Origin of the sequence: Streptomyces sp. NPDC020965 (assembly GCF_044333555.1) — a bacterium.
Classification (GTDB): domain Bacteria; phylum Actinomycetota; class Actinomycetes; order Streptomycetales; family Streptomycetaceae; genus Streptomyces.
Genome location: NZ_JBIRRE010000001.1, coordinates 1408070 through 1421474, shown reverse-complemented (window position 1 = coordinate 1421474; position 13405 = coordinate 1408070). Strand labels below are relative to the sequence as shown.

At 70.5% G+C, this 13405-nt stretch carries 9 protein-coding genes and 2 tRNA genes; 6 read left to right on the top strand and 5 right to left on the bottom strand.

What is annotated here, in order from left to right:
- Nucleotide 1: 1 nt before the first annotated feature.
- Both ACH4S7_RS06140 and ACH4S7_RS06135 read left to right on the top strand, forming a co-directional pair.
- Nucleotides 2-688, top strand: a complete 687-nt coding sequence (locus tag ACH4S7_RS06140; RefSeq protein ID WP_398519846.1) for a class F sortase — start codon at nt 2-4, stop codon at nt 686-688.
- A gap of 286 nt (nt 689-974) precedes the next feature.
- On the top strand, nt 975-1979 hold the full coding sequence (locus ACH4S7_RS06135; protein WP_398519845.1) for a glycoside hydrolase family 6 protein: 1005 nt from the start codon (nt 975-977) through the stop codon (nt 1977-1979).
- A 176-nt stretch (nt 1980-2155) separates the two neighbouring features.
- On the opposite strand, the gene ACH4S7_RS06130 is transcribed toward ACH4S7_RS06135, so the two are convergent.
- The 3 genes from ACH4S7_RS06130 to ACH4S7_RS06120 all read right to left on the bottom strand — a co-directional run bounded on the left by ACH4S7_RS06130 (nt 2156) and on the right by ACH4S7_RS06120 (nt 6711).
- Entirely contained in the window at nt 2156-4108 is a 1953-nt protein-coding gene (locus ACH4S7_RS06130) for a galactose oxidase-like domain-containing protein (RefSeq protein WP_398519844.1), read from the bottom strand.
- A complete protein-coding gene (locus tag ACH4S7_RS06125; RefSeq protein ID WP_398519843.1) occupies nt 4105-6066 on the bottom strand; it encodes a glycosyltransferase family 2 protein in 1962 nt (653 codons plus the stop codon). Before ACH4S7_RS06125 ends, ACH4S7_RS06130 begins: the two co-directional genes overlap by 4 nt.
- Before the next feature lie 571 nt (nt 6067-6637).
- Nucleotides 6638-6711: transfer RNA gene (locus ACH4S7_RS06120), tRNA-Lys, on the bottom strand.
- Between the two features lie 178 nt (nt 6712-6889).
- Between ACH4S7_RS06120 and ACH4S7_RS06115 the strand changes: the two genes are divergently transcribed.
- From ACH4S7_RS06115 to ACH4S7_RS06100, 4 genes are all read left to right on the top strand, one after another.
- Nucleotides 6890-8398: a peptidoglycan-binding protein gene (locus tag ACH4S7_RS06115; protein WP_398519842.1), complete on the top strand. Its 1509-nt coding sequence runs from the start codon at nt 6890-6892 to the stop codon at nt 8396-8398.
- 133 nt (nt 8399-8531) lie between these two features.
- On the top strand, nt 8532-9677 hold the full coding sequence (locus tag ACH4S7_RS06110) for an SPFH domain-containing protein (RefSeq protein WP_398519841.1): 1146 nt from the start codon (nt 8532-8534) through the stop codon (nt 9675-9677).
- A gap of 205 nt (nt 9678-9882) precedes the next feature.
- Nucleotides 9883-10470, top strand: a complete 588-nt coding sequence (locus tag ACH4S7_RS06105; RefSeq protein WP_398519840.1) for a lytic polysaccharide monooxygenase — start codon at nt 9883-9885, stop codon at nt 10468-10470.
- Between the two features lie 26 nt (nt 10471-10496).
- A complete protein-coding gene (locus tag ACH4S7_RS06100) occupies nt 10497-12170 on the top strand; it encodes an AMP-binding protein (protein ID WP_398519839.1) in 1674 nt (557 codons plus the stop codon).
- Between the two features lie 174 nt (nt 12171-12344).
- On the opposite strand, the gene ACH4S7_RS06095 is transcribed toward ACH4S7_RS06100, so the two are convergent.
- Both ACH4S7_RS06095 and ACH4S7_RS06090 read right to left on the bottom strand, forming a co-directional pair.
- Nucleotides 12345-12418: transfer RNA gene (locus tag ACH4S7_RS06095), tRNA-Lys, on the bottom strand.
- A gap of 139 nt (nt 12419-12557) precedes the next feature.
- Nucleotides 12558-13316, bottom strand: coding sequence for an IclR family transcriptional regulator (locus tag ACH4S7_RS06090; RefSeq protein ID WP_398520049.1), 759 nt, complete (start codon nt 13314-13316; stop codon nt 12558-12560).
- Nucleotides 13317-13405 lie beyond the last annotated feature (89 nt).

Sequence of the window (13405 nt, the reverse complement as noted above, 5' to 3'; positions counted from 1 at the left end):
TATGCCGGCCACTGGGCGTTCACCGGGTACCGGCCGCCTGATCACGGGCGTGGCCTGGGCCGTTCTGCTGCTCGGGCTCTGGCTGTGGGGACATGAGATCGCCGGTGGCCTCGGCGGCAGCTCCGCGCCGACCACCGGGGACGTCGCCGCCGTCGGCCGCCCCCGCGGGGTTCCGCTGCCGCCCGCGCACGATCCGGTCGAGCCCGCCAGACCGCGCCGGGTGGACATTCCGTCGCTCGGGGTGGCCGCCGCGGTCGTTCCGCGCGGCCTGGACGCGAGGGGTGCCATCGACCCCCCGCCGTACGCGGCCCCCCGGACGGTCGGCTGGTACGGCGCCGGCACACAGCCGGGCGCGGCCGGCGCCTCGCTGCTGGTCGGCCATGTGGACACCGACACCGACCCGGCCGTCTTCTACGGTCTGAGCGCGGCGCGCCCCGGCGAGAAGGTGCGGGTGACCAGGGCCGACGGTTCGATCGCCGAGTTCACCATCGACGACGTCCAGGTCTTCGGCCGCGACCGCTTCGACGCGCGGAAGGTGTACGGGCCGCGCGAGGGCGGGCGGGCCGAGCTACGGCTGATCACCTGCGGCGGGACCTTCGACCGGGCGACGCGCACGTACACCGCCAATGTGGTCGTCTCCGCCTACCTCACGGCGGTACGGGCGCCGGGCGCGGGGAGGGAAGCCTGACGGGGCGGAAGCCTGACGCGGATCGAACCCGGCACCGGGCAGGCGGCCCGGCGTCCCCGCGTACGCCATACGGCACCCGGAGGAACGGGCCCGGGCCCGCCACCGCATGACGCCTCGTCGCCGGCCCGTCGCCCGTCCGGCACTTGACGGCCCGGCACCCGTTCGATCTGGGGGCCGATGACCCTCGTGACTGATCGAACCCGTGTGCCAGGATGGTTTCGACCGGACTTGTCCGGGGGCGGCGGCTCGATCACGGCCCCGGATCAGTGCGGCCAAGGGGAGTCGGATGTACGGGAGTCGGACCGGGCGTGCCATGGCGGGGGCGGCGGGGGCGGCGGTGCTGCTGCTCTCCGGCTGTTCGTCGGACGGCGACGACCGGAAGCCCGGGGTCGGCCAGCAGCCCAGGGACACCGATCCGTACTGGGTCAACCCCGAAGGCAACGCCGCCCGTCAGGTCGACGCCTACCGCGCAGACGGCGATGACGAGAAGGCCGGACTGATCGAGCGGATAGCGAGCCAGCCGGTCGCCGAGTGGATCGGCACGGACGAGCCCGAGGCGGAGACCCGGAAGGTCACCGAGAAGGCCGCCGGGGCCGACCGGGACGCGCTGCTGGTGCTCTACAACATTCCGCACCGTGACTGCGGGCAGTTCTCCAAGGGCGGCGCCGCCGACGCGAACGCCTACCGTGCGTGGGTCGACCAGGTGGCCCGGGGCATCGGGGAGCGCCGGGCCACGGTGATCCTGGAGCCGGACGCGGTGCTGCACCTCGTCGACAGCTGTACGCCCCGGGAGTTCCACGAGGAGCGGTACCAACTGCTGACGGGCGCGGTTGAGCGGCTGAAGCAGCAGCCGAACACCACGGTCTACCTGGACGCGGGCAACGCGGGCTGGTCCCAGCCGGACGCCCTCCACGACCCGCTGCGGCGGGCCGGTATCGAACGGGCCGACGGGTTCTCCGTCAACGTCTCCAACTTCTACCCGACGGCCGCGAGCACGGAATTCGGCAAGCGGCTCTCGGCGAAGGTCGGCGGCAAGCCCTTCGTCATCGACACCAGCCGCAACGGCAACGGGCCCTACACCGGGGGCGACCCCAAGGAGAAGTGGTGCAACCCCCCGGGCCGGGCGCTCGGCGAGGTGCCGACCACCAAGACCGACGATCCGCTGGTGGACGCGTATCTGTGGGTCAAGCGCCCGGGTGAGTCGGACGGCGACTGCAAGGGCGGCCCCAAGGCGGGCGACTGGTGGCCGGAGTACGCCCTGGGCCTCGCCCGCAACACCCCCGGGGCCTGACCCGCCCGGGGACTGCCCCAGGGACTGTACGACCCCGGGGCCTGACTCCTCCGGGACCGTACGACCCCCGGTGCCTGGACGGCGGCTGCCGGGCCCCCGGGCAAACGCTCGCCCGGGGCCCGGCACAGCCGGCCGGCGCCACGGCCGCGCCCCGGTGTGGGTCCGTCGGAGACGCCCTACGGGACCTCCACCCACACCGCCTCCGACGGCGTCCCCTTGTCATCCGTCACAAAGAGCATGTACCGGCCCGACGGCACCAGCGCCCTGTTCTCCGGCACCGTGACCCGGATGCCGTCCGCCGTCTTCGCCAGCTCCAGCGCGACCGTCCGCTGGTCCACGTCGGTGACATGGGTGACCGCGCTCGGCCGCATCAGCTTCGCCGTCGCCACCGTGTCCGCGCCGCTGACCTTGAACGTCGCCGACCCGCCGCGCTCGATCCGCTTCGGCCCGCCGCTCACCACCGGCCGTGAGTCCCGGTAGAGGTACGGCGGCTTGTAGATCTCGATCCGCTGCTCGAACACGCCCGGCTTGGTGTTGGCCTTGTCCGCGTAGAGCGAGTCGGAGCCGAAGATCATGACTCGTCCGTCGGGCAGCAGGAGCGACCCGGAGTGGTAGTTGCGGCCCACCCGCGGGTCGGCGACGCGCTTGTACTCACCCGACTTCGGGTCGTACGTACGGGCCTGGAGCACATTGGAGCCGCTCCGGCCCCGGTAGTCCTCCGAGCCGCCGGTGACCAGCACCGAGTCGTCCGGCAGGAGTGAGGCGCTCGGATAGCGGGTGCCCTTCGCGAGGTTCGCGCCGTCCGTGAAGCGGGGCTTGGCCTCCTTGAGGTCCACCAGCCGGGACTTCTTGCTGGACTTCTCGGACTCACCGACCCCGCCACCGCCGATGACCATGAAGCGCTGGTCCTGTGCGGGCGGCAGCATGACCGTCGCCGATGTCTCCATCCGGTCGGGGTCGCCCAGGCCGGGGATCTTCTCGAACTTATTGGTCTCCAGGTCCCAGACACCGGGGTCCCGGCCGACGTCGGCGGGCCCGTATCCGGCGTTGGAGCCGGAGTAGAAGAGCTTGCCGTTGTCCATCAGGAAGATCGCCGGGTAGGTGGGGAACTTCCGGATCTTGCCGGTGTACTCCCACTTCTTGGTCTTGGGGTCGTAGACCTCGTCCTTGCCGGGCACGATCGCGCCGATCTCGTCCAGACCGGAGAGCGAGAGGACCTTGCCGTCCTCCAGGGTGGTCAGCGTGGGGTACCAGCGAGCCTCGTTCATCGGGTCGACGGGGATGTACTTCTCGGCGACCGGGTCGAACTCGTAGGAGTCCTTGATGCCCTGGAAGTCCTTCTTGTCGAGCGCTAGTTTCTGGGCGATGCCGTACACATTGCGGGTGTCGTCGCCGGTCAGCCCCAGCACCTGGTAGTTGTCCTCGGTGCCGGTCTCGTACTCCTTGCCGGTCTCCTCGGCCTCGACATAGATCCGGCCGAGGCCGGCCTCGGTCCGCAGGAACCGCCCGGTCTCCTTGTCGAAGACCTTCTTCGCCTTCTCCACCAGGACCGGGTCCTTGGAGACGAAGGTCTTGCCGTTCTTCTTGCCGGTGAACCTGGTGCCGGCGGGCAGTGTCTTGGGCGCGTCCGGGTCCTCGTTGTGGACGATCATCAGACCACCGGCCTTGGTGACATCGCCCTGGAGCTTCTCGTACCGCTTGGTACCGCCCGCGACCAGCAGTTTGCCGTCCGGCAGTTGGGTGTGGCCGGCGCAGAACATATCGGCCGGCGTGGGGATCTTCTTGAACTCGTCGGACGCGGGGTCCCAGAGCACCGACTCGAACTTCTTCGCGTCGAAGTTCTTCTGGTTGTTGCCGGAGCCGGCGATCAGCAGCACCTTGCCGGTGTGCAGCAGCGCGGCGTGGATCGTGTTGATGCGGTACTCGGAGGGGACCTGGAGGAAGTCCCATTTGCCGTTCGCCGCTTTGTACTCCGGCTTGTTGATCGTGTAGTCGTGGTACTTCTCGTTGCCGAAGCGCCACATCGCCGGCCCGTTCATCCCGGCCACCGCGACGATCACCGCCGTGCCTATCGCCAAGCGACGGGCACGTCTCTTGCGGTGGTTCGTCCGGGCGCGCACTCTGCTCATTTCTTACGTCCCCCAAGGGCGATCTGCATGGTGTCTTCCGCTGCTCCGGCGCCGCCACCGGGCGGCCCCGGTGGAGCGGAGCCCCCGGCGGCGGGCCGTGGGGAGTCACCCGCGCGCCGCCTCCCGCGGTTCTTCTTCTTTTTCGCCTCGCGGATCCCGTGCCACCAGGCGAAGATCGGCGCGGCCGTGATCAACAGCGCCAGCGTGGCCCACGTGATCATGGCCGGATGATCGTTTCCGAACCAGAAGGCCGCTCCCATGGAACCGGCGAACACCAGGATGAAGAACAGGTGAATCCGGAACGTCCCGAAGAGGGTGTCCGGGCTGGACGAGTCGCCCTTCGGGGTCACCACGAAGGAGCTCTTGCGGCGCAGTACGGCGTCCATCAGCGAGCGCGCGTAGATGGGGGCGGAGAGCGCCGACATCGCCATGCCCGCGAGCCCACCGGAGCCCTCGGGCTCGTGCGGCGAGACGTTGTGGCGGCGGTTCCAGATGTAGAGGCCGATCTGGAGGGCCGACGCGTTGCCGTACAGCATCATCCAGATCGCCGGGTCGATCTGCACACCGGAGGCGCCCATCCCCAGGAAGAGCGCGCAGCTCAGCGCCGCCAGGATCCAGTTCATGGCTGACATCGGATAGAAGATGATCATCATCGTGTAGTTGAAGAGCTTGCCGGGCGGCAGACTGCCGAAGCCCTTCCAGTACTGCTTGAGGATCGTCTCGTAGGTGCCCCGGGACCAGCGCAGTTGCTGGGTGAAGAAGTCGGTCCAGGCGGTCGGGCCCTCGCCGACGGCCAGCACGTCAGGGGTGTAGACCGAACGCCACTTGTTCCCCGTCCGGGGGTTCCGCGCCCGGTGGATCTCGAAGCCCGTCGCCATGTCCTCGGTGATCGAGTCGTAGAGACCGCCGATCTGCTTCAGCGCCGTGATGCGCACGGCGTTGGAGGTGCCCACGAACATCGGCGAGCCGTAGCGGTTGCCCGCGCGCTGGATGAGCGCGTGGAAGAGGAACTGCTGGGACTCGGCGGCCTTGGTGACGAACGTGTCGTAGTTCCCGTACACCTGCGGGCCGATGACGAACCCGATGTCCGGGTCCCGGAAGTAGCCGAGCATCCGCTCCAGATAGTTGGGCAGCGGGATGTGGTCGGTGTCGACGGAGGCGAAGAAGTCGTACTTGTCGCCGTGGGCCTGGAGCCAGGCGTTGTAGTTGCCGTGCTTCGTCTTGGCCCGGTGCGGGCCCTTGGCCTGGTTCCAGTGCGCGACGCCCTTGCGGGAGAAGTGGTGCACACCGAGCCGGGCGCAGACCTCCTTGACCGCGGGATCGTCGCCCTCGTCCAGCAACCAGACGTGCATCAGACCCCGATGACGGATGCGCACGGCCGCCTCCAGGGTCTTCGTCACCATCTCCAGGGGCTCCTTGCCCGGGACGAACGAGGTGAGGAAGGCGACCCGGGTGCCGCTCTCGGGGACCACCGGCACGGGGTCGCGCGCCACCAGCGTCGCGTGCGCGTTGGAGAGGACGTTCATCGTCCGGAACAGCTCGATCAGACCGATCGACACCAGCATGACGATGTCGAGGACGAGCAGCGTGTCGTTCTTGAGGTTCGGGTCCCGCTCGGTCCAGTGTGAGGGCTGCATCAACCAGACGAAGAGACCGAGGGAGACCAGGGGCGCCGCGCCCAGCAGCAGGGCCGCGCGTATCCGGTGCGTCTCCTGGGACAGCAACGAGCGGTACTGCACGGCGTAGGGCTTGTCGGGGTCGGGCTGGGTGAGCGGGCCCGCCAGTCGGCTGTAGTGCTCGTAGTCGTACCGGGGGAGTTCCTTCTTGGCGCGTGGACGGTGGCCGCCGGTGCGGAGATGCGCGGGTATCCGGAGTTGGGTCGTCCGGGTGGGGTCCTGGGATTCCCCGGTCGCGCCGGTGTTGTCGAAGTCCCCGCCGCCGTTGGGCGTCGACGTCATGAGTCATCCCCCCGCACGCAGGATGGCTGCGTGTGATGTGGTGTTCGGTGTGTCTCGGCCGCGGGCCCCCCGGCCTGCCGCCCTGACGGAATGAGTGACTGACAGATGACTGTCGCCATGGACATGGAGACAGTCACCTGCCGGTTGCATGATGCACGTTGCCCGATTGGCACGCACGAGGGACCCCCATCCCTCGCGGGTCCATGGCGGAACCGCCCCTTCCGGGCGCTCCCAACTGGGATGGAAGCGAAATGCCCGGTCGGCGTATCGGGTTCAGGATAGATTCCACGACCCCGTTCATGATCGCAAGGCTCAATTGATCTACAACCGGTCATATGTGCGATTCGCAACTACCTTGCGAAATGGGCCGGAAGGTGGGCCCCGTGGCGGAAATGTGTCGGTGTGCCACGGTGGGCCGCATGGGGTTGTTGTGTGCGGGGTGTCCCGCGAGGAGCCTGCGGGGTGTCCCGTGAGGTGTCTTGAGAAGGTGACGCGCGGATCGCCGTACGGGCTGTCGCGGGAACGACCGAGGCCCTCGCCACCGGCTGGTGACGAGGGCCTCGGTGTTGCGTGCGCCGCCAGGGACTCGAACCCCGGACCCGCTGATTAAGAGTCAGCTGCTCTAACCAACTGAGCTAGCGGCGCCTGCTGACCTGCACAACTCTACCGGACCTCGGAGAGTGCTCCGGGCCATTATCTGATCACTTCCGGCCTGTCGGATGGTCGTTTTGTCCCTTTGATCCCTCAATATGTGATGAGTTAGGGCAATTGGGGCGCAGGGCTGACCGGCCCCCGACGACTCAGGAGTGCGGAGGGGACACGGATGACGATGCCGGTCTTCGAGGAGTACGAACCCGCTCCCGACTGCGACTGCCCGGGGTGCGTGCAGCGGCGCCGGGATCTCGTGGCCGGGGCGCAGCTCACCGTCCAGGGCCGTCTGCGTGCGATGGCGCTGTTCACGGCGGCGGGTGTGGTGCTCGGCGGCGGGACGGGCGCGAGCCCGGCCGGGGCCGCCGAGGTGGCGGGCGCGCCGGGCGCCGGGGCGGCGGGGGCCATCGGGGGGTTCGGCGCGACGACCCACGGCGCGACGACCCACGGCGCGACGGCCCGCGGCTCGGTGGCGCCTGGCTCGGTGGGTCCTGGCTCGGTGGGTCCTGGCTCGGTGGGATCGAGGGCGGCGGCGCACGGGTCGGTGGGGCTCGGGGCGGGGCGACCGGAGAGTGCGAGTCTGGCGGCGGCGCCCGGGGCCGACCCCGAGGATCATGAGCAGGGCGGCACCGGCCCCCTGCACGGACGCCCGCTCCCCGGCCCCTCCGGCACCCCGGCCCCCGCGCCCCTTCCCAAGACGACCCGGGCCGAGATCATCAACCGGGCCAAGAAGTGGGTCGCCGTCAAGGTCCCGTACAGCATGCAGAAGTTCTGGTCCGACGGTTATCGCCAGGACTGCTCGGGCTATGTCTCGATGGTCTGGAACCTCCCGGGCAACGAATGGACCGGGACCCTCGCCCGGTACGCCACCAAGATCACTCGTTCGCAGTTGCAACCGGGCGACATGCTGCTCTTCCACAACCCGGCCAACCCCACCAAGGGGTCCCACGTCACCGTCTTCGGCGGCTGGATCGACCACACCCACACCTCCTACACGGCGTACGAGCAGGCCAAGCCGCACACCCTCAAACGGGCCACCCCCATGGCGTACTGGAGCAACTCCGAGAGGTACGTCCCCTACCGCTACAAGGGGCTGACCACATCGGCCACCTCCGGGGCCGCCTCCATCGAGGCGTACCCGGGCGCGTCCGCCTTCGGGCCCGGCGCGAACAACCGGTACATCACCAAGCTCGGCGAGATGCTCGTCGAGCGCGGTGGGAAGCGTTTCTACGCGTCGGGCCCCGGGCCGCGCTGGGGCGAGGCCGACCGGAAGGCGACCGAGGCGTTCCAGCGCGCGCAGGGCTGGCGGGGGACGCTGGCGGACGGCCGGCCAGGACCGGAGACCTGGCGGCTGCTGGTGACCGGGAAGGGCAAGAGCATCCCTTCGGTCGGCACGGCCGGACCCGGCGGGGTCGCCGCGGTGGCGCCCCCGTACCCCGGGCGTGAGCACTTCCGGCCGGGGGCGTCGAGCGCCTCGGTGACCCGGCTCGGTCAGCAGCTCGTGAAGCGGGGGTACGGCAGGCACTACACGACCGGCCCCGGGCCGCGCTGGAGCGAGGCCGACCGGCGCAACACCGAGGAGTTCCAGCACGCCCAGGGCTGGCGCGGCGCGGCGGCGGACGGCCGGCCGGGCCCGGAGACCTGGCGCCGGCTCTTCGACGAGCGCGCGGGCCGGTCGAGGTGAGCGCGGTGGCCGGGGGGCATCTCCGAGGGGCCGAGGCATCGGTGCCGATTCGGCGGCAGGTACCCCGTACGACAGGGCGCACGCGTACCACCGCGTGATGCGGGACCACGATCAGCGGAGGCGGTAACGACCCATGAACACCACGACCTCGGAGCCTGAGGGCGGCGGCCCCGTGCGGCACACCCCGGTCATCGCCCAGGAGGCGACCACCGAGATCCCCGTCCATCTGCTCTTCCGTGATCACGACTCGCCCCCGATCCCGCTGCGGCCCGCCGTGGTGGCGCGGCGGCAGGGCACGGGCGAGCAGCCCCGGGTCGGCCGCGCGCCCGTCCGGCCCCCCGCGGTGGTGGTGGCGCGGCGGCCCGCGCCGCCGCTCGACCCGGATCTCGCCGAGCGGCCGGCCGTCGTGCTGCCCGGTTGGACGGGCGTGGTCGCCGGACTGTGTCCGCTCGCCGGGATCGGCGCGCTGCTGTGGGGTGCGGGAGTCCTCCCCGAGATGGTGACGCGACCCCTGGGCCTGCCCTCGTATCCGTACTACGGCATCGGTCTCCCGCTCTGGTGCCTGGTCGGGCTGGGTGTGCTCATCGCGCTCTACGCCATCGGCGGTGTCGGTCGCGGGCACACCGGGCACGCCTGGGTGCTCACCCTCTTCGGGGAGTACCGGGGGAGTGTGCGGCGGTCGGGGCTGGTGTGGGTGAGCCCGCTGCTGCTGCGGCGGCAGGTGGACGTCCGGCTGCGGCACTGGCGCAGCGATCCGATGCCCGCCGTGGACGCGGACGGTACCGCGCTGCGGGTGGTGGTGCTGGTGGTGTGGCGGGTGCGGGACACGGCGCGCGCGGTGCTCGGGGTCGAGGACCACGAGGAGTATCTGAGCGAGCAGGTGGAGTCGGCGATGGCCCGGGTGCTCTCCCGGCTGCCGGCCGACGCCTTCCACGAGGACGCGCCGACGCTGCGCGACGCCGAGGCGGTGGGGGACGCGCTGACCAGGACGCTCCTGGCGGAGTGCGCGCCGGTGGGTGTGGAGATCTTCTCGGCGCAGCCGGTGGGGATCGAGTACGCGCCGGAGGTGGCGGCGGCGATGCAGCGGCGGCGGATCGCGGCGATCGACGCGAAGCACCGGGAGAGCGTGTTGACGTCGGTGGTGGACGCGGTGGACGACACGGTGTCCCGGCTGACCTCGCGCGGGCTGATGGAGCTGGACGACTACGAGCGCAAGGCGCTGGTGAAGGACCTGACGGTGGCGTTCTACGCGAGTCGCGCTGGGAGCACGGAGAAGTAGAACCGTTTCTTCCGGATCGTGCCTGGTCGGCGCCGTTACCGGGGAACGGCGCCCATGATTGGTCTGGACATGGTGAACATCGGTCAATACATTGGGTGTTGGTCTAGACCTGAAGGACGCAGAAGGAGCGTCCCGATACCCACCCCGTACCAACGCACGCGTGCAGCACGGCTCATTGAACTCCCCCACGTTCCCTGGAGCGAAGATGCGCAAGACGTTTACCGCTGCCACCCTCGGTCTGCTCATGGCGGGCGCAAGCGTGGTCGCCACCGGCAGTGCCAACAGCCACGGCTACACCGAGTCCCCCGTCAGCCGCCAGAAACTCTGTGCCACCGGTGCCGTGAGCGGTTGCGGCAACATCCAGTGGGAGCCGCAGAGCGTCGAGGGCTACAAGGGCTTCCCGTCCGCCGGCCCCGCCGACGGCACGATCTGCTCGGGCGGCAACGGCCAGTTCTCCCAGCTGGACGACCCGCGCAATGGCGCCTGGCCCGCGACCAGCGTGTCCTCCGGTCAGAGCCAGAACTTCACCTGGCGCTTCACGGCCCGGCACGCCACCAGCGATTTCAAGTACTACATCACCAAGCAGGGTTGGAACCCCAACCAGAAGCTGACCAGGGCGGCGCTGGAGTCCCAGCCCTTCCTGACGGTGCCGTACGGGGGCAAGCAGCCGCCGTCGACGCTGTCGCACTCCGGCAACCTGCCGTCGCGCTCGGGCAAGCACGTGATCCTCGCGGTCTGGACCGTCGCGGACACCCCGAACGCGTTCTACGCCTGCTCGGACGTTAAGTTCTGACAGATTGTCAGTTACCCTGCGGCACCATGAGCATCGCGAGTACTCCTCGTACGGTCGCGGAACTCGTGGGGCGCCAGTGGAATGACCATCGGGTGGGGCTGAGGGACCGGAGCCGGGCCCTCAGCCACCACCGGATGGCCGCTGGCGCCGCCGCGCGGGCGGCGCTCCTCGTGGACCTGATACCACGCGGGGCCGAGCCCCATGTGGGGGTGCTGCTCGACAACACCCCCGAATTCCCCCTGTGGCTCGGCGCGGCGGCCCTCTCCGGGGCCGCCGTCGCGGGCATCAACCCCACCCGGCGCGGGCCGGAACTGGCCCGGGACATCACCCACACCGACTGCCGGGTGCTGATCACCGAACGCACCCACCTCCCCCTCCTCGACGGGCTCGACCTGCCGGGGGTACGGGTGCTGGTCACGGACACCGAGGCGTACGGCGAACTGCTCGCCGACTACGACGGTGCCGCACCCGGCGAATCCCGACTCGGGCCCGTCGGCCCCGGCAGCCGACTCCTCCTCTACTTCACCTCCGGCTCCACCGGCGCGCCCAAGGCGGCGATCTGCTCCCAGGGCCGGCTGGTGGCCGCCGGACACTCCCTCGCCACCCACTTCGCCGTCCGCGACGACGACGTCCACTACATCTGCATGCCGCTGTTCCACGGGAACGCGGTGATCGCGGACTGGGCCCCGGCACTCGTCGCGGGGGCCTCGGTGGCGCTCGTCCCCCGCTTCTCCGCCTCCGGCTTCCTCCCCGACGTGCGCCACTTCGGGGCGACCTACTTCACCTACGTCGGCCGGGCCGTGCAGTATCTGCTGGCCACCCCCGAGCGTCCGGACGACCGCGAGCACTCGCTGCGGCTCGGCTTCGGCACCGAGGCGGGCGCGGTCGACGCGGCCCGCTTCCGGGAGCGGTTCGGGGTGCCGCTGGTGGAGGGCTACGGATCGTCCGAGGGCGGCGCGGCCATCCAGCGCACCCCCGGCACCCCCGACGGCGCGATCGGCCGGGCCGCCCCCGGCGACGATCTGGCGGTGGTCGACCCCGACACCGGCGAGGAACGGGCGACGGCGCTGCTCTCCGCCGACGGGCGCCTGCTGAACGGCGCCGAGGCGATAGGCGAACTGGTCAACCGGGGTCCGAACCCCTTCGAGGGCTACTGGCGCCATCCGGAGGCGGACGCTGCCCGGCGCAGGGGCGGTTGGTACTGGACCGGCGACCTCTTCTTCCGGGACGCCGACGGCTACCTCCACTTCGCGGGCCGGGCGGACGACCGGCTGCGGGTGGACAGCGAGAACGTCGCGGCCGCGGTGATCGAGAACATCCTGGCGCGCTGGCCGGTGGTCGCGGCGGCGGCCGTCTACGCGGTCCCGGACCCGGTCGCGGGCGACCAGGTGATGGCGGCGCTGGCGCTCCGGCCCGGCGAGGACTTCGACGCCCCCGGATTCAGCCGGTTCCTGGCGGCCCAGCCCGATGTGGGGACGAAGATGGCGCCGCGCTTCCTGCGGGTGCTCGGGGACCTCCCGGTGACGGCGACCAACAAGATCCACCGGGCGGGGCTGCGGCGGGCGGGGTTCCTGTGCGGGGGCGAGGTGTGGTGGCGGCCGGTGGGCGAGGAGGGGTACCGCCCGCTGACCCCCGAGGACGTCGAGGCGCTGCGGCGGGAGTACGCGGAGCGGGGACGGGAGGACCTGCTCGACCGGTGAGCCGCGCCGGTGCGGTCGGTACGGGGCCGGGCGGCGGGGGAGCCGCGCCGGACTGCCCGTACAGCCGGATCCGACCGCCCGTCCCGGCTGCCCCCGTACGACTGATTCCGGCCGGACCGGGATATGCGGGAAGGGCGCCCCGGTCAGACCGGAACGCCCTTCACGATCAAGCTGTGCGCCGCCAGGGACTCGAACCCCGGACCCGCTGATTAAGAGTCAGCTGCTCTAACCAACTGAGCTAGCGGCGCTTGACGGGATAAATAATACCCGGTGGGAAACGGTGCTCCGGACACTCCCGCTCGACCCTCGCCCGTCCGGCCGGAGGAATCACGTCTGCGCAGGTCAGGAGCAGGTCAGAGGGATCTCACAGGTCGGGGGGTGCGCGGCTCAGAGCAGCAGCGACAGCACCACCGGCGCCGCCCGGCGGTTCAAGGTGTCCGCCGCCGAGCGCAGCCGGTGCGCGTGCTCGATCGGCAGTGAGAGCGCCAGACAGCCCACCGCGGCCCCGGCCGTCAGCGGAACCGCCGCGCAGACCGTGCCCACCGCGTACTCCTGGAGGTCGAGCACCGGGACCGTCGGCGGCTGGCTGTCCAGCTTGGAGAAGAGCAGCCGCTCGCTGGTGATCGTCCGCGAGGTGAACCGGGTGATCTTGTGGCGGGAGAGGTGGTCCCGCCGGGCGTCCCCGTCGAGCTGGGTGAGCAGGCACTTCCCGATCGCGCAGGCGTGGGCCGCGTACCGGAAGTCGACGTATTCGTGGACCTTCGGGGTGCGCGGGCCGTCCGCGTACTGCATGATCTTGACTTCGCCGTCGACGTACCGGCTGATGTAGACCGCGGCGCCGAGCGAGTCGCGCAGCTCCGTCAGGGTGTCCCGCAGCTTGTTCTCCAGCGCCTGCTGCCGGGTGGCCCCGGAGCCCAGCAGCACCAGGGAGTCGCCGATGGCGAACGCGCCGTCCGAGATCCGCTCCACATAGCCCTCGTGGCGGAGCATCGCCAGCATGGGCGCGAGGTGGCCGGTCGGCAGCCCCGTCTCCCGCGCGATCTGGACATCGGTGACGCCCCCGCCGTGCCGCGAGATCGTTTCCAGCACGCGCAGGACGTACTGCACCGAATGGAACGGTGCGGTCGGCTCCGGCTTCAGCGCCACGGTCTCCCCCTCGCAGGTCGTCACCGTAAGCTTCCGTACCTCACGATAGCGTTCAAGGGCGCGGGGAGGGGCCGCTGTTGACGAGAACA